The organism is Nocardia sp. CDC153, from assembly GCF_035818515.1.
Taxonomy (GTDB): domain Bacteria; phylum Actinomycetota; class Actinomycetes; order Mycobacteriales; family Mycobacteriaceae; genus Nocardia.
On sequence record NZ_JAYKYU010000002.1, the window covers coordinates 1397479 to 1417279 of the forward strand.

The 19801-nt window shown below is 68.1% G+C and carries 21 protein-coding genes; 13 read left to right on the plus strand and 8 right to left on the minus strand.

Annotation, left to right across the window (positions count from 1 at the left end):
* Positions 1–150: 150 nt before the first annotated feature.
* Positions 151–1164, plus strand: coding sequence for an alpha/beta hydrolase (locus VMT65_RS15015; protein WP_326309185.1), 1014 nt, complete (start codon positions 151–153; stop codon positions 1162–1164).
* Here the strand turns inward: VMT65_RS15015 and VMT65_RS15020 are convergent.
* The 4 genes from VMT65_RS15020 to map form a co-directional block, all read right to left on the minus strand.
* Complete coding sequence (locus VMT65_RS15020; protein ID WP_326308808.1) at positions 1144–1707, minus strand: alpha/beta fold hydrolase; 564 nt, start codon at positions 1705–1707, stop codon at positions 1144–1146. The two genes, VMT65_RS15015 and VMT65_RS15020, sit on opposite strands and share 21 nt — an antisense overlap.
* A 66-nt stretch (positions 1708–1773) precedes the next feature.
* Positions 1774–3315, minus strand: a complete 1542-nt coding sequence (locus tag VMT65_RS15025; protein WP_326308809.1) for a cobyric acid synthase — start codon at positions 3313–3315, stop codon at positions 1774–1776.
* Positions 3312–3608 (minus strand): hypothetical protein, encoded by a 297-nt coding sequence (locus VMT65_RS15030; RefSeq protein WP_326308810.1) that lies wholly within the window; start codon positions 3606–3608, stop codon positions 3312–3314. Before VMT65_RS15030 ends, VMT65_RS15025 begins: the two co-directional genes overlap by 4 nt.
* Entirely contained in the window at positions 3605–4468 is an 864-nt protein-coding gene (map, locus tag VMT65_RS15035; RefSeq protein ID WP_326308811.1) for a type I methionyl aminopeptidase, read from the minus strand. The genes VMT65_RS15030 and map overlap by 4 nt, the downstream gene beginning before the upstream one ends.
* A 129-nt stretch (positions 4469–4597) precedes the next feature.
* On the opposite strand from map, the gene VMT65_RS15040 reads away from it, so the two are divergent.
* Positions 4598–5611 (plus strand): LLM class flavin-dependent oxidoreductase, encoded by a 1014-nt coding sequence (locus tag VMT65_RS15040; RefSeq protein WP_326308812.1) that lies wholly within the window; start codon positions 4598–4600, stop codon positions 5609–5611.
* A 57-nt stretch (positions 5612–5668) separates the two neighbouring features.
* Here the strand turns inward: VMT65_RS15040 and VMT65_RS15045 are convergent, their stop codons facing one another.
* Positions 5669–6283 carry a TetR/AcrR family transcriptional regulator gene (locus VMT65_RS15045; RefSeq protein WP_326308813.1) on the minus strand — a complete coding sequence of 205 codons (615 nt, stop codon included), beginning with the start codon at positions 6281–6283 and terminating at the stop codon, positions 5669–5671.
* Between the two features lie 111 nt (positions 6284–6394).
* Between VMT65_RS15045 and VMT65_RS15050 the strand changes: the two genes are divergently transcribed.
* Entirely contained in the window at positions 6395–7597 is a 1203-nt protein-coding gene (locus tag VMT65_RS15050) for an alpha/beta hydrolase family protein (RefSeq protein ID WP_326308814.1), read from the plus strand.
* Between the two features lie 3 nt (positions 7598–7600).
* Here the strand turns inward: VMT65_RS15050 and VMT65_RS15055 are convergent, their stop codons facing one another.
* Positions 7601–8338 carry a GntR family transcriptional regulator gene (locus VMT65_RS15055; RefSeq protein WP_326308815.1) on the minus strand — a complete coding sequence of 246 codons (738 nt, stop codon included), beginning with the start codon at positions 8336–8338 and terminating at the stop codon, positions 7601–7603.
* A gap of 181 nt (positions 8339–8519) precedes the next feature.
* Between VMT65_RS15055 and VMT65_RS15060 the strand changes: the two genes are divergently transcribed.
* The 8 genes from VMT65_RS15060 (at position 8520) to VMT65_RS15095 (ending at position 16880) form a co-directional block, all read left to right on the plus strand.
* Entirely contained in the window at positions 8520–9635 is a 1116-nt protein-coding gene (locus tag VMT65_RS15060) for a TIGR03364 family FAD-dependent oxidoreductase (protein WP_326308816.1), read from the plus strand.
* Between the two features lie 22 nt (positions 9636–9657).
* On the plus strand, positions 9658–10350 hold the full coding sequence (locus VMT65_RS15065; protein ID WP_326308817.1) for a phosphonatase-like hydrolase: 693 nt from the start codon (positions 9658–9660) through the stop codon (positions 10348–10350).
* A 75-nt stretch (positions 10351–10425) separates the two neighbouring features.
* Positions 10426–11490, plus strand: a complete 1065-nt coding sequence (locus VMT65_RS15070; protein WP_326308818.1) for a 2-aminoethylphosphonate ABC transporter substrate-binding protein — start codon at positions 10426–10428, stop codon at positions 11488–11490.
* Between the two features lie 28 nt (positions 11491–11518).
* Positions 11519–12700, plus strand: coding sequence for an ABC transporter ATP-binding protein (locus VMT65_RS15075; protein WP_326308819.1), 1182 nt, complete (start codon positions 11519–11521; stop codon positions 12698–12700).
* Positions 12697–13590 (plus strand): 2-aminoethylphosphonate ABC transporter permease subunit, encoded by an 894-nt coding sequence (locus VMT65_RS15080; protein WP_326308820.1) that lies wholly within the window; start codon positions 12697–12699, stop codon positions 13588–13590. Before VMT65_RS15075 ends, VMT65_RS15080 begins: the two co-directional genes overlap by 4 nt.
* A 3-nt stretch (positions 13591–13593) precedes the next feature.
* The gene (locus VMT65_RS15085; RefSeq protein ID WP_326308821.1) at positions 13594–14391 is read left to right on the plus strand and encodes an ABC transporter permease; all 798 of its coding nucleotides are present in this window, start codon (positions 13594–13596) and stop codon (positions 14389–14391) included.
* Positions 14392–14544: 153 nt separating this feature from the next.
* Entirely contained in the window at positions 14545–16245 is a 1701-nt protein-coding gene (locus VMT65_RS15090; RefSeq protein ID WP_326308822.1) for a hypothetical protein, read from the plus strand.
* Entirely contained in the window at positions 16245–16880 is a 636-nt protein-coding gene (locus tag VMT65_RS15095) for a LysE family translocator (protein ID WP_326308823.1), read from the plus strand. Before VMT65_RS15090 ends, VMT65_RS15095 begins: the two co-directional genes overlap by 1 nt.
* An 80-nt stretch (positions 16881–16960) precedes the next feature.
* Here the strand turns inward: VMT65_RS15095 and VMT65_RS15100 are convergent, their stop codons facing one another.
* Both VMT65_RS15100 and VMT65_RS15105 read right to left on the minus strand, forming a co-directional pair.
* The gene (locus VMT65_RS15100; protein WP_326308824.1) at positions 16961–17350 is read right to left on the minus strand and encodes a hypothetical protein; all 390 of its coding nucleotides are present in this window, start codon (positions 17348–17350) and stop codon (positions 16961–16963) included.
* A 308-nt stretch (positions 17351–17658) separates the two neighbouring features.
* Positions 17659–18018 (minus strand): DUF4254 domain-containing protein, encoded by a 360-nt coding sequence (locus VMT65_RS15105; RefSeq protein WP_442789970.1) that lies wholly within the window; start codon positions 18016–18018, stop codon positions 17659–17661.
* A 262-nt stretch (positions 18019–18280) separates the two neighbouring features.
* Here VMT65_RS15105 and VMT65_RS15110 point away from each other — a divergent pair, with 262 nt between their 5' ends.
* On the plus strand, positions 18281–19150 hold the full coding sequence (locus VMT65_RS15110; RefSeq protein WP_326308826.1) for a helix-turn-helix domain-containing protein: 870 nt from the start codon (positions 18281–18283) through the stop codon (positions 19148–19150).
* Between the two features lie 180 nt (positions 19151–19330).
* Positions 19331–19774, plus strand: coding sequence for an AMP-binding protein (locus tag VMT65_RS15115; RefSeq protein ID WP_326308827.1), 444 nt, complete (start codon positions 19331–19333; stop codon positions 19772–19774).
* Positions 19775–19801 lie beyond the last annotated feature (27 nt).

The window sequence follows — 19801 nt, forward strand, 5'->3', positions numbered from 1 at the left end:
AGCCTAATTCTGCCCCTGAGCATTCCCGAATCCCCCTTCGAAAACCCCGAATGTGAGAGATCCCTCCCAAATGGACATCGTTGTGGCGCGGTCTATCTTGGGCTTGTGACCTCCGATACGTCATCCACCACCTCGTCGCCCGACACCACGCTGCCCGACACCACCCGGCCCGGCGCCTGGCAGCCCGACGTGCTGGGTGACGACTACCAGCAGCTGACGATCCCGCTGGGACCCGATCCGGACGGCGAGGGCGACGTGGTCGCCACGCTGGTCCGCTACACCCCGGCCGACGCCCCGGTCGCCACCCGGGCCGTGCTGTACGTGCACGGATTCACCGACTACTTCTTCCAGGAACACCTGGCCCAGCACCTGGCCGCGCAGGGCTATGCCTTCTACGCGCTGGACCTGCGCAAATGCGGGCGTTCGCAGCGCAGCGGGCAGACGCCGCACTTCGTGTCCGACCTGGCGCTCTACGACGTGGAGTTGAATCGCGCGCTGAAGATCATGCGCGCGGAGACCGGGCTGCCGGTCCTGGTCATGGCGCATTCGACCGGCGGTCTGGTCACCTCGCTGTGGCTGAACCGCCTGCAGGCCGCGGGAGGCACTGCGGCGCAAGGGATTACGGGTCTGGTACTGAACAGCCCGTGGTTCGATCTGCAGGGGCCGGGTTACTACCGCTCGATCGGCACGCCGCTGCTGGAGGGCCTGGGTCGACTGCGCGCGTTCGCCAAGATTCCGCTGGGCGTGTCCACCGCCTACGGCGACAGCCTGCACAAGAGCGTGTCCGGCGAGTGGGACTACAACCTGGACTGGAAACCGTTGAGCGGCTACGCGGTTCACGCGGGCTGGTTGCGGGCCATCCGGCGCGGGCAGTTCCGGCTGCACAAGGGCCTCGATATCGGCGTCCCCGCGCTGATCCTGCGCTCCAAGCTGACCAAGTTCATGCGCGAGTACGGGCCCGCCGCCGATCTGGCCGATCTGGTGCTGGACGTCAAACAGATTCAGCGCTGGTCGGGCTGCCTGGGCGACCGGACCAACATCGTGCCGATCGAGGGCGCGCGGCACGATGTGTTCCTGTCCGCGGAGAAGCCACGCGCCCAGGCCTTCGCCGAGCTCGATTCCTGGCTGGAGTGGCTGGCGAAATCACCAGAAGCTGGTGCGTAGCACCACTTCGGTGGCCAGTTCGTGGCCCGCTTCGGCGGCCACATCGGTGACATCCATGGGGACCAGCCGGAATTCGCCGTAGACGAACCGGCTGGAGCCCTCGGCCACCGCGCGCGGCAGGCGCTTGGTGGCCAGCAGGGTGGTGGGGATCTCCACCGGCGGGCAGGAGGCGTCCTTGACGGTGCCGTCATTGCCGGGCGCGGCCGGGTGACCGCCGCCCGCCACGATCAGGCTCATGAAGCGGCCGAAGCCGCGGGCGGCCAACTGCCAGGCCAGTTCCGCGCCCGCGCCGCTGCCGACCAGGTTGGCCCACGGGACCTTCAGCTGGTCGAGGATGGCGAACACCGCGGTGGCGTCGAGACCGTCGATCGATTCGATCGCGATGGTGTGCAGGTCCGAGGTCTGCAGCCGGGCGCAGACCTGGTCGTAAACATCGGCCGGATCACCCGCATCGGGTAGCAGCAGGACGTGGTGCCGTGTTTCGGGTCCGCCGACTCGCACCGCCCACTCGCGGTCACCGACCGTGATCCGCCGAGATTCCATGGTCAATCACGCTACAGGAGGCACGGTGGGGTCGACTGCGACTCGGGCGGATTGCTGTGACGCCGGTCACTTGCCGACGGTGAGGACGGGGAGATTCGCGGGGGCTCCGGCGGTGATGAGGCGGTCGAGAAGGTCTGCGTCGAGGTGCTTTTCCATGAGGTCGGCGAGCAGGTCGAGCTGGCTCGCGCGGACCTGGGCGACCGAAACGTCCTCGGCGACAACGAAACCGGTGCGGCCCGCCCGCTCGGCGACGCGGCGCAGCCAGGCGCGGCGAAATTCGTCCGACTCCAAGGCGCCGTGGAGGTGGGTGCCCCAGATCGATTCGCGCACACTGCCTTCCGGGAGACCGTCCAGTTCGAACCAGGGGGCGTCGCCGGAGTGGGTGACGCGGCCGTGGTGGATCTCATAGCCGTGCACGGGGAGATCGTTATTACCCCCGGCGGTCGCATGATCCCGCACACGACCGCTGGAGCGGCGCAACACCTTCGGGTCGGCGAATTCGATCTCCAGGTCGAGCAGACCCAGGCCCGCGACGGTGCCCGCGGCGGATTCGACCGGGTCGACGATGGTGCGGGCCAGCATCTGGTAGCCGCCGCAGATACCGAGGATGGGCGCGCCCGCCGCCGCGCGGGCGGCGAGGGCATCGGCAATGCCGGTGCGCCGCAACCATTCCAGATCGCCGACGGTGGATTTGCTGCCCGGCACCACGACCAGGTCGGCTCCCGCCATGCGGGATGGATCGCTCACCCAGCGGACCGAAACGCCGGGTTCGCAGGCCAATGCCTCGACGTCGGTGGAGTTGGAGATGCGCGGTAGCCGGATGGCGGCGACGGTCAGCCATTCGGTGCCCAGCGGCGGGCGCGGTCGCCCGACCGGGGCGTCCGCCACGGTGCCGAGGGAGTCCTCCGCGTCGATCCAGAGGTCCTCCGCGAACGGAATCACCCCCAGGGTGGGCCGCCCGGTGAGCGCCGTGAGCTGATCCAGCCCCGGCCGCAACAAATCCACATCGCCCCGGAATTTATTGACGATGAACCCGGAAATCAGCCGCTGGTCTTCGGGTTCCAGAATCGCGACCGTCCCGAACAAATGCGCCAGCACTCCCCCGCGATCGATGTCCCCCACCACCACGACCGGAACGTCCGCGGCCCGGGCCAATCCCATGTTCGCCAAATCCGTTGCCCGCAAGTTGATCTCGGCAGGCGATCCGGCCCCCTCGCAAATCACCACATCGAATTCGTCCCGCAGCGAAGCCAATTCCTCGGCCACGATCGCCCGCAACGCGGTCCGATGCCGAAAGTAATCCTTGGCCCCCACGGTGTCGATCGCCTTGCCCCGCACCACGAGCTGCGATCGCCGATCACTACCGGGCTTCAACAAGATCGGATTGAACCGCACGCTCGGCTCGAGCCCAGCGGCCCGAGCCTGCAACGCCTGCGCCCGCCCGATCTCCCCGCCGTCGAGCGTCACCACGGAGTTGTTCGACATGTTCTGCGCCTTGAACGGCGCGACACGAATGCCGCGCCGCGCCAACATGCGGCAAAGTCCCGCTACGACAACGCTTTTCCCCGCGTCGGAGGTAGTTCCGGCGACGAGCAGAGCGCCCTTCACCGGGTGCTGTACTCCGCTCGGGGGCGGTAGACGTAGTGGTCGCGACCGCTGCCGCGGTAGGCGTCGCGGTCGACGTAGGCGTCGCCGCTGTCGGTGGTGACGTCCTCGGGCCTTTCGGGGTCGTCGACCGGACGGCCCGCGGCGAGTTCGACGTGGCGGCGCATGGTGGCGCGCATGGCGCTCAGGCCGTCGTCGCGGGGGTTCGGGGGCAGGACGCGGGTGGGCTTGCGCCGGGGGCCGCGGGAGCCGAGGGCGCGAGTTCTGGTGCCCCGCTGGGGCATTGCGATGTTCACGGGAGAGTAAGAATTTCTGCGCCTTCGTCGGTGACGACGAGTGTGTGTTCGAATTGGGCGGTCCACTTGCGGTCCTTGGTGACCACGGTCCAGCCGTCGTCCCAGATCTCGTAGTCGATACCGCCCAGATTGATCATGGGTTCGATGGTGAAGGTCATGCCGGGCTCGATGACCGACTCCACGGCGGGCTGGTCGTAGTGCAGGATGACCAGACCGGAGTGGAAGGTGGGACCCACACCGTGGCCGGTGAAGTCGCGGACCACGCCGTAGCCGAAGCGGTTGGCGTAGGCCTCGATCACCCGGCCGATGACATTGAGCGCGCGACCGGGCTTGACCGCCTTGATGGCCCGCATGGTCGCCTCCTCGGTGCGCTCGACCAGCAGGCGCACCTCCTCGTCCACGTCACCGGCGAGGAAGGTCTTGTTGGTGTCGCCGTGCACGCCATTGATGTAGGCGGTCACGTCGATATTGACGATGTCGCCGTCCTCGATGACCGTCGAGTCCGGGATGCCGTGGCAGATGACCTCGTTCAGCGAGGTGCAGCAGGACTTGGGAAAACCCTTGTAGCCCAAGGTCGACGGGTATGCGCCGTGGTCGCACATGTACTCGTGCGCGATGCGGTCCAGCTCGTCGGTGGTCACCCCCGGCGCGACGGCCTTACCGGCTTCCTCCAGGGCCTGCGCCGCGATCTTGCCCGCGATCCGCATCTTCTCGATGGTCTCCGGAGTCTGCACCCAGGGCTCGGAGCCTTCCTTGGCGGTCTTCTTCCAGACGTACTCGGGGCGCTCGATGTTCTTGGGGACCTCGCGGATGGGCGACTGCGTGCCGGGTACGAGGGGCTTGCGGGTGCGCACAGACATGGCTACCAGAGTATCTGCCGGTCCGAATCGTGGGATTCCCAGGTCCGGGGCACCGGGGAATCTTTCCGGACCATGGTCCGTTTATGCTTCCAGTTGGCGTGGAAACGAGACTCGAGAGGGGCTGCGGCCGTGGAATTGGGACTGACGACATTCGCGGAAACGCATCCCGTCGGCGGTGACGGGCCGGTGCCCACCGCGGGCGAGCGGTTGCGGCAGGTGGTCGAGGAAGCGGTGGCCACCGAGCGCGCCGGGCTGGACGTGTACGGCGTGGGCGAGCACCACCGCAAGGATTTCGCGGCCTCCTCGCCCGCCATGGTGCTGGCCGCCATCGCCTCGCGCACCGAGCGGATTCAGCTCACCAGCGCGGTGACGGTGCTCAGCTCCGATGATCCGGTGCGGGTGTTCCAGGACTTCTCGACCCTCGACGGGCTCTCGAACGGCCGGGCCGAATTGATGGCGGGCCGTGGGTCGTTCATCGAGTCGTTCCCGCTGTTCGGGTACGACCTCAACGACTACGACGAGCTGTTCGAGGAGAAGCTGGCGCTGCTGTTGAAGATTCGGGAGGAGGGGCCGGTCACCTGGTCGGGCAAGTTCCGCGCGCCTTTGACCGACGCGATCGTCTATCCGCGCACCGAGAACCGGCCGCTGCCGGTGTGGATCGCGGTCGGCGGCAGTCCCGAATCCGTGGTGCGCGCCGGGCTTTTGGGCCTGCCGTTGGCCATCGCCATCATCGGCGGGCAGCCCGCGCGGTTCAAGCCGCTGGTGGATCTGTACCACCGCGCGCTGGACGAGGGTGGGCACGAGCCGCAGCCGGTGGCGGTACACGCGCACGGGTACATCGCCGAGACCGACGAGGCGGCGGTGTCGGACTTCTACGCCTCCTACGCGCGGGCCATGTCCGGTATCGGGCGTGAGCGCGGGTGGGGGCCGATGACCCGGCAGCAGTTCGACGCGCTGCGCTCGCAGAGCGGCTCGCTGTTCGTGGGCACGCCGGATTACGTGGCCGAGAAGATCGCGAATGTTCGCGACACGCTCGGGCTGGATCGGTTCATGCTGCACAGCAGCGTGGGCACGCTGCCGCACGAGAAGGTGCTCGCCAATATCGAGCTGCTCGGCGCGAAGGTGGCACCGCAGGTGCGTTGAGTGACAATGGATTCGGCCCGGTCGAAACGACCGGGCCGAATCTGTTTCACGGTCCCTTCAGGGCGTGGTCGCGCCGAAGGCCGTCAGCAGCATGTCGGTGAGTTGGTCGAGATAAGTGGGGGTCGTCGGGTCGCCGCCGAGCATGACGCGTAGGAACAGGGGTGCGCCCAGGAAGTCCAGGGCCAGTTCGATGTTCAGCGTCTCGGGGAGTTCGCCGCGGGCGATGGCGCGGTGCAGAATCTGGGCGACCTTGGCTCGGCGCGAGCGGCCGATGCCCGACTGCATGACCTCGCGCAGGGCGGGTACGCGCACAGCCTGCGCCAGCAGGTCCGGAATGATGCGTGCCACAAGGGGATTCGTCAGCGCGTGGGCCGAGAATTCGAGGAAGGCGCGGATGTCGCCGCGCAGGGTGCCGGTGTCCGGGGAGTCGGCGGCGTCGATGGCGACCTCGGAGATGAGCGCGGTCACCAGTTCTTCCTTGCTCGACCAGCGGCGGTACAGCGTCGGCTTGCTCACGCCCGCGCGCCGGGCCACCGCCTCCATGGAGAGCTTGCCGTACCCGGCCTCGGCCAGTTCCTCGAAGGCCGCCGCGCGGATGGCCGCGGTCACCTGCGGTTGCATGACCGCCGCACCCGCGGGTTTGCGGGTGCGGGAACCGGATTCGTCGCTCATGCGCTGCAGTCTAGCAACGACGATACGGTTGCGTTTCGTCGTAGACCGGTCTACCGTTCCACTCATACGACGAAACGGTGTCGTATCGACGTTAAGAGCGAGGTAGAAGCCATGAAATTCCTCTTCGACGATGAATCCTTCGCCTACGAGACCCTGCGCGCCGCCGGGTTCGCCTGCTACGGCGGCGCGGAACTGGGCGAGGTGCTCGCCACCGCCGCCCGCATCCCGGAGGGCGATGAGGACGCCTGGCTGCGCGAGTGGGAGGCCACCGCCCGCCGCGCCCAGGCCATCGGCGAGGCCAGCGCGAGCGCGGGTCGCCGGGTGAGCGCCCGCGAGGCGCTGCTGCGGGCCTCGAACTACTACCGCACCGCGGAGTTCTACCGCCGCGACGATCCGGCGCACGATCCGAAGGCGCGCGAGCTGTCCCGGCTGTCCCGCGAAACCTTCTGGGCCGCAGCACAACTCATGGATACCCCCGTACTGCCGGTCGAGATTCCGTACGAGGACACCACACTGCCGGGCTACCTGTACCTGGCCGACGACTCGGGCACGCCGCGCCCGACCGTCATCTTCACCAGCGGCTTCGATTCCACCCTCGAGGAGTCGTACTTCGCGCTCGCGGCCGGGGCCATCGCGCGCGGCTATCACGTGCTGGCCTTCGACGGACCCGGCCAGGGCGCGGTGATTCGCGAACAGGGCCTGACCTTCCGCCACGACTGGGAGGCCGTCATCACCCCCGTCGTCGACTTCGCGCTCACCCGGCCGGAGATCGATCCGGCGCGAATCTCATTGTTCGGCTACAGCCTCGGCGGCTATCTCACCGCCCGCGCGGCGGCCTTCGAGCATCGCCTCGCCGCGCTCATCCTCGACGACGGCCTGTTCGACTACCACTACGCGCACGAGCGGATGATGCCGCCGTTCCTGGCCGAGTGGATCGCGCGGGGCCGCGACGCGGAGGCGAATGCCGTTGCGGCGCTGATGATGACGCAGAGCACCACCCTGCGCTGGGCGCTGCGCAATGGCGTGTGGACCTTCGGCGCGGCCTCACCCGCCGAGTACGTGCGCATGACCGCCGACTACACCCTCGCCGGTATCGCCGACAAGATCCAATGCCCCACACTGGTTTTCGACGCCGAGAACGACCTGTTCTTCCAGGGTGAGGCCGCGCGCGTCTACGAGGCGCTCACCTGCAAGAAGGAATTGATCACCGGCACCGAGCCGGAGGGCGCGGGCGAACACTGCCACACCGGGGCGGTCCTGCTCACCCTGCAGCGCCTGTTCGATTGGCTCGACGCCACTCTCGCCGGGCAGTAGGCCTCAGTAATCGCGCAGGGTGGCCTGAAATGCGATGCGGTCGCCGCGATACAGCGACCGCACGAGTTCGATCGGCGAGCCCTCCGCGTCGACGCTGCGCCGGTGCAGCAGCAGCATCGGCAGGGCCGTCGTGCATTCCAGCAGGGCGGCCTCGCGCGGTGAGGCCAGCATGGTCTCGATGCGCTCGGTCGCGGACACGTAGACCACGCCGCGCGAGCGGGTCGCGGCGTACAGGGAGGTGGTGGGGTCGTAGAACTCGCGCAGGAAGGCGAAGCGCGGCAAGGGCATCCAGGTGCTCTCCAGCCCGATGCGTTCGCCGTCGGCGAGCAGGATCCGTTCCAGATGCGTCACCACGGTGCCCGGCGCGACACCCAGATCCCGGGCCACGTCCGAATCGGCGGGCACATCGTTCCAGCCGACCAGCAGACGCCCCGGCGTGCGGCCGAACTTCAACGCCCCCTCGGTGTAGGAGCGAAGCGACAAGGGCTGCACCATCTTCGGCCGCGAGACCACGGTGCCGCGCCCCTGACGGCGAATCCGCCCCTCCACCAGGAGTTCTCGCACCGCCTGGCGGACGGTTTCCCGGGCGACACCGCAGCGCAGGGCGAGTTCACGTTCCGAGGGCAGCGGATCGCCCTCGGACAGTTCGGCCAACAGCTCCTCGAGTTCCGCGCGCACGCGGTAGGACTTGGGCAGGCGCGCGTCGCCGGTGAGCACGGAATCGGCACTCGCACCGGGCATTTCGCCCGACCCTCGACCCGCCTCCGAGTGGTTTTCCGGCCCAGCAGCCCGACCTTCCACCCCGGCGGCCTCCCTCGTCTCCATGCCCCCAGCGTACACAAGATTGGTCTATACCAATTATTAACCCAGCGTTTCCACACGAAACACTCCTAGGTCTAGACCATTGCCCAGGATGTTGGTCATGCGATTGGTCATCATCGGCGGAGGGATCCTCGGTACCGCCCACGCTCTCGCCGCCATCGGGCGCGGCCACGAAGTCGTCCACCTCGAACGGGAGGTGGAGGCGCGCGGCGCGACCGTGCGCAACTTCGGTCTGGTGTGGGTGTCCGGGCGCAGCGCGGGCGAACTGGAACTCACACTGCGGTCCCGGCAGCTGTGGGAGGAGATCGGCGGCAAGGTGCCGGGCGTGGGCTTCCGGCCCGCGGGCTCGATCACCCTGGTGCGCACCGACAATGAGCTCGCGGTGGCCGAGGCCGCCATGGCGAGCCCGTCGGCCGCCGAGCGCGGCTTCGAACTGCTCGACCCCGAGCAGGTGCGCGCGATCAACCCGGCGCTGCGCGGCAAATTCCGTGCGGGCCTGCACTGTTCGACCGATGCCGCCGTGGAGTCGCGCCAGGCGCTGCCCGCCCTGCGCCGCTATCTGGAGGCCAGCGAGCGCTACACGTTCTACGCCGGAACCGAGGCGCGCGCCGTCACCGGCACCACCGTCGTCGACGATCGCGGCCGCCGCCACGAGGGCGATCTGGTCCTGGTCTGCCCGGGCGCGGCGCACTCCGGCCTGACTCGTGAACTGGTGGGCGACATTCCGGTGCGGCGCGTGCGCCTGCAGATGATGCAGACCGCTCCGCTGGGCGAACCGCTCACCACCGCCATCGCCGACGGTGACAGCTTCCGCTACTACCCCGCCTTCGCGGGCCCGGAGCTGGACAAGCTGAATCGTGAAGAGGCGCAGCCGTTCACGGCCGCCCAGCACAAGATGCAGCTGCTGGCCGTGCAGCGCCTGCACGGCGGGCTCACCATCGGCGACACCCACGAGTACGACGAGCCGTTCACCTTCGATGTGGACGAGGCCCCGTACGAGCACCTCACCGGGGTGATGGAGGAGCTGCTGGGCCGCAAGCTGCCGCCGATTGTGCGGCGCTGGGCGGGCGTGTACAGCCAGTCCATCGATCCGGGGACCATCGTGACCCGCGCGCAGGCCTCCGACGGCGTATGGGTCGTCACCGGGCCGGGTGGGCGCGGCATGACGCTGGGCCCCGCGATCGGCGAACAGACCGCCGATCTCCTCAATCTCTGACTCGACCAGCGAAGGAATCAGCGTGTCCGACAAGCAGATCGATCTCGCGGTGCTCGATATGGCGGGCACCACCGTCTCCGACGACGGCCTGGTGCTCCGCGCCTTCGAACGGGCCGCCACCGCGGCGGGCATTCCCGAGCAGGGCCCCGAGCGCGAGGCCGCGCGCCAGTACGTGATCGACACCATGGGTCAGTCCAAGATCGTCGTCTTCCGCGCGCTCACCGGCGGTGACGAGGACCGGGCCCGGCGGGCCAACGCCGAATTCGAGACTGCCTACGCCGAACTCGCCAGCGAGACCGGTGTCGCCCCGATTCCCGGTGCCGCCGAAGCTATTTCGGCATTGCGGGCGGCGGGGATCAAGGTGGCGCTCACCACCGGATTCAGCCGCGAGACCCAGGACAAGCTGCTGGATGCCCTGGGCTGGAACGAGATCGCCGACCTCACCCTCGCTCCGTCCGACGCCGGTCGCGGCCGCCCGTACCCGGACATGGTGCTCACCGCCGTGCTGCGGCTGGGCATCGACGCCGTGGATCGCGTTGCGGTGCTGGGCGATACGGCCAGCGATATCGGCACCGGGCTGTCCGCCGGGGCCCGCATCGTGGCCGGGACCCTGACCGGCGCGCACGACGAGGAGCAGCTGCGGGCCGCCGGCGCGACCCACGTGGTGGCTTCCGTCACCGAGTTCGCGCAGCTGCTGCTGGCCGAGCGCGGCTAGAGAATTCCGCCGCCCCGGCGGAGTACCCACCGTCCCTACGACTCGACCGTCCCCTGAACTGAAAGTGCAGTCACCGTGCGTAATTCGAACAACCGCCTCGCACGCACCATCGCCCGATCCGCTCTGATTGTCGCCTCCGCCACCGCGGTCGCTCTCGGCCTCACCGCCTGCGGCGGCACCGGCAGCGACGCCAAGGACGGCAAGACGGTCACCGTCTACTCCGCCGATGGTCTCGGCGACTGGTACAAGCCCGTCTTCGAGAAGTTCAAGACGCAGACCGGCATTTCGGTCAACTATGTCGAAGCCGGTTCCGGCGAGGTCGTCTCCCGCGTCGAGAAGGAGCAGTCCAATCCGCAGGCCGACCTGATGGTCGCGCTGCCGCCGTTCATCCAGAAGGCCGACAAGTCCGGGCTGCTGCAGGCCAGCGGCGTGGACACCGGCGCGGTCGCCGCGGCCGACAAGGACGCGAACGGCAAGTGGGTGTCGCTGGCCGGGAACTACCTGTGCTTCATCGCCAACCCCTCGGTCGACACCACCAAGGTCACCTGGGACGACCTGCTCAAGCCCGACTACAAGGGCAAGATCCAGTACTCCACCCCCGGCCAGGCCGGTGACGGCACCGCGGTGCTGGTGCTGCTGCAGCAGCTGCTGGGCAAGCAGGGCGCGCTCGACTACCTGGCCAAACTGCAGGCCAACAATGTCGGCCCGTCGTCCTCGACCGGCAAGCTGCAGGCCAAGGTCGACAAGGGTGAGCTGCTGGTCGCCAATGGCGACGTGCAGATGAACCTGGACAGCGTCAAGGGCGGCTCCAAGTTCAACGTCTTCTTCCCGGCCTCCGCCGACGGCAAGCGCTCGACCGTCTCGCTGCCGTACCTGATGGGCATGGCCAAGGGCGCGCCGCACGCCGACGCCGCCAAGAAGCTGTTCGAGTTCCTGCTCTCGGCCGACGTGCAGAAGTCGCTGCCCGACGTGTTCGCGATCCCCTCGCGCACCGATCTGGCCAATGCCCCGGCCACCGGCACCGGTCCCTCCCCGGCCACGACCATCAAGGACGTGACCGTCCTGCACCCCGACTGGACCACCGTGCTCGACAACCTCGACGCCGACGTGGCGGCCTACACCAAGGCCACCGGTAGCTAACGTCTCACCACCCCAGGAGCAGCGCACCATGTCCTCCCCGACGACGACATCCGCGGTGGTCGCCGACCCGACCGCCGAACCCGCCATCGTGTTCGACCGGGTCGGTGTCACCTACGGCCGTGGCAAGAAAACCACTGTCGCACTGGCCGATTTCAACCTGCGGGTCGCCGCCGGGGAGACGGTCGCACTCCTGGGGCCCAGCGGCTCCGGCAAGTCCACCGCGCTCAAGGCACTGGCCGGATTCGTCCGGCCCACCTCCGGCGCGGTGCGGCTGGCCGGGCGCGACGTCACCGACCTGTCCCCCGCCAAGCGCGGGATCGGGGTGGTGGTGCAGTCCTACGCGCTGTTCCCGCACATGCGGGTGCACGACAATGTGGCCTTCGGGCTCAAGGCACATCGCGTGGCGCGCAATGAAATCGACGCCCGGGTGCGCGAGGCCCTCGACATGGTCGGCATGGGCGCCTACGCCAAGCGGCTGCCACGAGAGCTGTCCGGCGGACAGCAGCAGCGCGTGGCCATCGCGCGTGCGCTGGCCATTCGCCCCAAGGTGCTGCTGCTCGACGAGCCCCTCGCGGCGCTGGACGCCCAGCTGCGCCAGAACATGCTGGGCGAGCTCCAGCAGCTGCGAAAGGCATTGCCCGACACGGCAATGCTGTATGTGACCCACGATCAGGCCGAGGCGCTGGCGCTGGCCGACCGGATCGCCGTCATGCGCGACGCGCGACTGGTCGATATCGACACCGCCCACACGCTGTGGCAGCAGCCCGCCACCGAATTCACCGCCTCCTTCCTGGGCGGCGCGAATCTGCTGGCCTGCGAGGTGAAGCACGTCTCCGGCACCGCCGCCCTGGTGAAGGTCGGCGAACGCACCCTGCGCGCCGAGGCCCCGCGCCCGGGCGTCGGCCGCCCCGACTGGGTGCCGAACGCCGAGGCGCAGCTGTGCATTCGCCCGCACACCATCGCGGTCGTGCCGCTCACCGAGCGAGACGCCCTGCGCGCCACCGTGATCACCAGCGTCTGGAAGGGCGCTTCCACCCGCCTCCACCTCGAGGTGGCGGGCCTGCCCGACGAATTGACCGCGGACGTCCTGGGCCACACCGACATCGCCCCCGGCGACCACATCGGCATCCGCTTCCCCGATCCGGCCGGTGTGCTCATTCCCCCGGGCATCGGCACCGAAGCGGCCGCGGACGGCGAGGCCCGCGCATGACCGCGCTCCTCGAAACCCCTTCCGCGCCCGAGGCTCCCGAAGCACGGGAGGCGGGTCGGTCGTGGCGGCCCGTGCTGTGGACGCTGCCGCCGGTGTTGATGGTGATCGGCATGGCGGTGTATCCGATCGTGCGGGTGCTGTCCGAGTCGACCAAGACCAAGTCCGGGCGAGGGGTCCAGACCTGGTCGAATGTGTTGCAGGAGGAGTCGTTTCGGAATGCGTTGTGGCGGACCGTGATGATCGCGGTCGGTTCGACGCTCGGGTGCCTGGTGTTGGGGACGTTCCTCGCGATCGTCTTGGCGTTCGTGCCGTTTCCCGGCTCGCAGGTGGTGGGGCGGCTCATCGACTCGGTGCTGACCCTGCCGTCTTTCCTTGTGACACTGGCGTTCACGTTCCTCTACGGGACGGCGGGCGCGGTGAACGCGCTGATTCATCAGATCACCGGCGGGGACCAGCCGGCGGTGAACTTCCTCAGTACCCAGTGGGGTGTGATTCTCGCCGAGGTCACGTTCTTCACGCCGTTCGTCGTCCGCCCGCTGCTGGCGGCGTTCGCCCAATTGCCGCGCGAGCAACTGGATGTCGCGTCGAGCCTGGGCGCTTCGCCGTGGCGGGTGCTGCGGCAGGTGGTCATGCCCGAGGCGTGGCCCGCGCTCGCGGCGGGCGGCAGCCTCACCTTGCTGTTGACCCTCAACGAATTCGGCATCGTGTTGTTCACCGGCGCGAAGGGCGTGCTCACGCTGCCCGCGCTGATCTACACCCGCGGCATCGTCACCTTCGACCTGCCGGGGGCCGCGGTGCTGGCCTCGGTGCAGGTGCTGCTGTCGCTGAGCCTGTATCTCGGATACCGACTGCTGTTCGCGCGCTTGACCGGTGCGCGGAAGGAGAGCTGACCCATGCTGGTGTGGACGCGACGCGGGCGGGCCATCGTGCTCGCGGTGTTCGGGGTCGTGGTCACCGTGGTGTTCGTCGCGCCCATCGCCACCGTGGTGGCCGCGGCGCTGGCCGGACGGTGGACCGGGCCGCTGCCCTCGCATCTGGGCTTCGCGAATTTCGATCGGGCGCTCTCGGGTGAGGAATCCGCGAGCCTGTCGGTGAGTTTGCAGACCGCTCTGCTGGCGGGGCTGTTCTCGCTGGTGCTCGGCACCTGGGCGGCGCTGGCCTCGAGGGAGGCTCCGGCCTGGCTGCGGCGGATCACCGACGCGGTCTTCCATGTGCCGGTCGCCGTGCCGTCGGTGGCCATCGGTCTGGGTGTGCTGATCGCCTTCAACGAGAAACCGCTGCTGCTCGGCGGCACCAAATGGATTGTGATTCTGGCCCATACGGTGCTGGTGCTGGCCTACGCGTTCAGCGGCGTCTCGGCGGCGCTGGACCGGCTCGACCCCGGGTACCGGCAGGCCGCCGAATCCCTCGGCGCGGGGCCGGCCCGGGTCCTGTTCCGCATCACGCTGCCGCTGCTGCTGCCCGCGCTGGGCGCGGCGGCGGGCCTGGCCATTGCGCTGTCGATGGGTGAGCTCGGCGCGACCATCATGGTCTACCCCGCCACCTGGAAGACCTTGCCCGTGACCATCTTCGCGGCCACCGACCGCGGCGCGGTCTTCGACGCCGCCGCCAGCACCACGCTGCTGGTGCTGGTCACCTTGATCGCCCTGGTCATCCTGGGCCGCTTGAAAGGTCGTGCGGCGCTGCGCTGACCCCCGGGTCGGTATCGGTTTCACCGCACCACACCGCTGACCGTGCGTGAGGGGACGGTCAGCGGTGTCTTGCGTTCATGGCCGGGCGTGGCGGAGAGCGGCTCGGTATGCTCGGCTCATTGCTGGTGTCATGAATCGGGCGGGGGAAGTTCGATGGTGGTCGTAGCAGGTCTGTCGGGTGAGTCCTATGACGTGGACGCCGAACCCTTCTACGCGGCGGGCAGCCGCTCGGTGCAGTACCTGTGCCGCGATCCACGCGGCCAGCAGCGGCTCTTCAAACAGTTCCGCGCCCCGCTGACCTCGCCCACCGAGATCGAATGGGCGCGCCAGGCAATGCTTTTCGGACGGCAGACGGTACTGGCCGCCGAGGCCGCGGGCGGATCCACCGGCAATGCCGCCGAGGCGATCAACTGGCCCATCGATCTGGTTGTGCAGGACGGGACGCCGCCGGGGGTGGTGCTGCCGCTGATCCCGATGGACTACCTCCAGCCCGACGGACGGCCGCGCACGCTGGACGCACTGTGGGCGACGCCGGGGCAAGTGCAGGCGTATTTCCGTGCGGGACTTGCCATTCGGCTGTGCGATATCGTGCGGGTGTTCGAGGATCGGCAGCTGATCCACGGGGACCTGTCGCCGAAGAACGTGCTCTGGCACGGAGCCGCGCCGCTGGCGTACGTGATCGATACCGCCGGGCTGCGGCCCGTGGACGCCGCCTACGACCGGTACCAGGATCGCTACGACCTGGCGGTGCTGCTGTACCGCATCCTGTTCCTGGATCCCGGCGTGGCCGCCGTGCCGGGTGCGCCGTGGCAGCCCGCGGTCGGGTATCCACCGGATCTGGATCCGCGGGTGCGGGCGCTGTTCGATCGGGCGTTCGGCAATGGCGGATTCGGGCCGGACGCACGGCCTTCCGCGCTGGAGTGGGGCGACGCGCTGCGGGCGACGTACCTGACACCGGACGGGGCGAACTACGTGCCGGAGAGTCTGGCCGTGTTGGATCGCCACGCCGGGCAGCGGCCCGCGAGCGCGCCCGCCCTGCCGACCGTGGCGCTGACCGCACCGGTTCCCTCACCGACCGGTTGGTCGCAACCGCAGCCGCAGGTCGCGTATTCCGGTGCGCCGCAAGGCAACAGCCCCAATACGGCATTGAAGGTCATCCTCGGTGTGCTGCTGGTGGTGCTGGTCATCGCCATCGCCGTCGGCGCGGTCGTGCTCTCCGGCAAGGATTCCAAGCCCACCGCCTCCCCGACCACACCGCCCACCACTACCACCACCGCCCCGCCGACCACGACGACCGCGGCCTTCGACAAGTCCACCCTCAACCAGCAGGCCACCGACAAGACGCCGTTCACCGCCGACGCCCTGCTGCCCTCGACCTTCACCGACAGCAAGGGCGTGGTCTACAACCGCACCTCCTCCGGCGCGAAGGACTGCGTCTCGCAGAACATGTCCGACAACGTGAAAACCGCGTTGCAGAACAACAAGTGCCAGCAGATGATGACCGGCGTCTACCTCAACCCGGATCAGACCATCCTGGTCTCCATCGAGGTCTTCGCCTTCCCCTCCAACACCGAGGCCGACACCACCTACACCGGCCTCAAGGGCCAGGACCAGACCTGGGACGTCTGGTGCCCCACCCAGGGCGTCGGCAGCTCCGTCTGCCAGGCCAACCTCAAGACCATGTTCGCCGCCACCTACTCCAGCTGGGGCCGCCAGCAATACCGCTACCTCTACGAGTCCTACGCCCTCTACATCAACCTCACCCAGGACTCCTCCCTCGAACCCAATGTCGACGCCCCCGCCCACACCGTCATCCAGGTGGTGGGCCCCGACAACTACTGGAAGACACGCTGATGGTGCCGCTGTCGCATGTGGTCGCCTTCGGGGTGGCCGCGCTGATCCTGATCGTCATTCCCGGGCCGAACGTGATGTTCACGGTGGGGCGGGCATTGGCGTTGGGGCGGCGGGCCGCCGTGCTGTCGGTGGTGGGGACGGGGATGGGGACGACGGTGTGTTTGATCGGGGCGTCGCTGGGGCTGGGGGCGCTGCTGATGGCCTGGGCGATGTTGTTCTTGGCGGTGAAGATCGCGGGGGCGGTGTATTTGATCTTCTTGGGGGCCATGGCGATTCGGGAGCGGCGGAAGTTGTCGGAGGCACTGCGGGGGCCGCTGCCGGACGGAACGGCGCGGCGCGTGGTGCGGCAGGGGTTCCTGGTGGGGGTGACCAATCCGAAGACCGTGGTGTTCTTCGCGGCGGTGCTGCCTCAGTTCGCGGTGCCCTCGGCGGGATGGCTGCCGGTGCAGTTCCTGATCATCGGGGCGTGTTTCCCTGTGTTGCAGGTGCTTTCGGACGCGGTGTGGGCCGTCGGGGCGGCCTCGGCGCGGGAGTGGTTCGCGCGGTCGCCGAAGCGGGTGGAGGCGGTGGGGGCCACCGGCGGGGTGATGATCATCGGGGTGGGGACGACCATGGCGTTCTCCGGGAACGGTTGAGCGCTCCTCGGCCGGAAACCGAGAGTTGGGCCGGTACCTGGGGATTCAGGTACCGGCCCAACTGTTCTCCGGGTGAGGGATCAGAACCCCGAAGTCGGTGGGCACCCGGGCAGCTCTGCGGTGGCCGCGAGCAGGGTGCGGGAATGGGTGTCGTCGGTGGTCTGGATCAGGCCCGCCGCCAGGAGGTAGGCGGCGGCCATGTCCAGGGCCGAGTCCTGCAGCGCGGTCAGGACCGCGGTGAGGTCGCGGCCCTTGTGCTCGAATCCGCGGCGGAGCTGGTGGGCGGAATCGAAATCGCCGAAGCCGGTGAGGGAGTGCGTGTCACGGCTGCGCTCGAGTTGCGGGTCCAGCGCATCTGCGAACCGCAGGAAGTTTGCGGCACACTTGCGCGCCGTCGCAACTTCCAGGCGGAACGTGCCGTCACCGGCCCGCCGATACAGGTCCTGGGCAGAGGCCTCGCCCGCGTTCATGAATGAACTCCGTCCCTCGCGGTGGGAAATGCCGATTACACCCGCACGTGTGTGGTCGCGCCTTCGTGAAAAGGACACAGTGCGAATGAGGTTGCGGCACCCCGCAATGGAAAGCTCGGGACGGGCGTGCCGCGCCAGTCGACCACGCGGCACGCCGGGCGGGGCGCCCCGTTGCGCCCGCCGTCTTGGGGCGGGCGACGTCTCACGGTTCGAGCGAGCTATTGGTCCGATAGCGCTACTCGGTTGACGTCACCGCTGACGATCAATGGTTCGCTAGCAATACATCAATTGTGTCAATGCATTTAGAATCATTGTTCTGGTAAACGGCGACGGCCACCGGCCACGTCGATTACGAGATCAGTGTAGCCGTCAACCAGTTCGGCAAGATGGTACCAGTGTTTATGGGTGTTATCACTGGCCGCGCCTTCATGATCTATCACCTGATTGGCTTCCACCCAGCTCCGGGCCATGCGGTCCACCACCGCGCCCAGACTCTCGGTGTGCAACGCGGCGCCGTTGCGGTGTTGTGGCAGTTCCTGCTCCACCCAATCGTTGATATCGTCAACGAGTTCGCCGCGGCGACAATCGATCTCACTGACCATCATGGGATCCCGCACTTGGGCACGACGTTCGTGCAGTTCGGCGAGAGCGTGCGCCGACCGCAACAAAACTCGATCTTGAAATCGCCTGCCCTGGAAGGCGCAGAGCAATTGCGGAGCGGTCGGCAGGACACCGGCTATGGACATGGTCATCGCGACTCCCAAAACGCACCCGACAGCATCACTAATCGCACCAACATGATTGGTCTCCGGATTCAGCTATACCGGTCATCGGATCGGCCGTACACGAATAGGCTAGCTGGATCATGCTCTTACAAATGCAAGAACGCAAGAATGCGTTCTTGCTTGTGCGCCAAGCGAAAGGGTTGTCATGGCAGGCAAGCGCACCGTGCTTACCGTCCGTTTGCGGCGGCTCGCCGCGATGCTCCACGAGATGCGCGAGAGCGCGGGGCTCAGCAAAGAGGTGGTCAGCGCCAAGACCGGCATCAATGTGACCACGCTCTACCGCATCGAGACCGCTCAGGCCAGGCCACAGCGCCGCACCCTGACCGCGATGCTGGATCTGTACGGCATCGGCGAGCCGCAGCGTTCAGATGCCTTGCAGTTGCTGGTGGATGCGCTGCGCCCCGGCATGGCGCGCTCCTTCGAGGACGCCGTCTCCGAGGTCTACGGCGCGTACATCAACTTCGAGGCCGAGGCGCTCTCGGCGCGGTTCTTCCAGTCCACCTATGTCCCCGGCCTGCTGCAGACCGAGGCGTACGCCAACGCGGTCTATCAGACCACCATGCCCAAGGTCTCGGATCAGGTTATCGAGCAACGGATTCGGGCGCGGCAGGAGCGGGCCAAGGTGCTCACCAAGGACGATCCGCTAGAGCTGTGGGTGGTGCTCGACGAGGCCGTCATCCGCCGCCTGGTGGGTGGCCCGGGGGTGATGGGCCAGCAGTTCAGCCTGCTGCTCGAGCACACCGAGAAGCGCAATGTGATCCTGCAGATCCTGCCCTTCGACGCGGGCGCGCACCCGGGCATGCTGGGCTCGTTCACGCTGCTGGACTTCCCGGATCCCGCCGACCCGGAGCTGGTCTACGTGGAGGGCATCGCCAGCGATGAGCTGATCGAGGGTCATCCGGAGGTGCGGCGCTACGGGGTGATGTTCGACCAGTTGCGCGCCATGGCGCTGAGCCCGCGCGATTCGATCACCATGATCCAGCAGACCATGATCGACCTGGACAAACGGTCATGATCGACACGCTCATGATCGATTCCAGCGGTTGATCTTCCACCCACCCCAGGGTGGGTGAACCCGCACCCTCGGAGCGGAAATGCGCAGCACTGTGGTCGCTATCGACCACCGCGCGCGGAGGCGACAGTGGATACATCCCGAACACCACCGCAAGCGCCCCCTTCGAGAGGATGATGTTCGATGTGCAAGCCGGTCGAATCGCCCGCTTCCGTGTCTCCCAAGGGCAGCACCGCTGCGTCTCCCACGGGTATCGCGGTGTCCGCCGCCGACTGCGACCTGAACAACGCCGAACTGGACCGCTGGAGCAATCGCCTGGCGCGCATGCTGCTGCGCCTCGGAGCCCACCCCGGCGCCCGCATCGCGATCGCGGAGACCCCGCGGCTCGAGGCCGTGGTGGCCCGCATGGCCATTGCCAAGACCGGCGCGACGCCGGTGCCGCTGACCACCGAAACCACCCTGGCGCGTGCCGATTTCGGCATCACCACCAAGGCCGGGCGGGGGCTGATCACCGACGCCAGCCGCTGGCTGGTGCTCGACGACCGCTCCACGCTGGTGCAGTACCTCACCGGCTCGGACGCGCCGCTCACCGAGGCGGAACTCCACCTGGCGCGCAAGGCTTCCTGAGCGCCCTCGGTCCGCCCGAAACTTCAT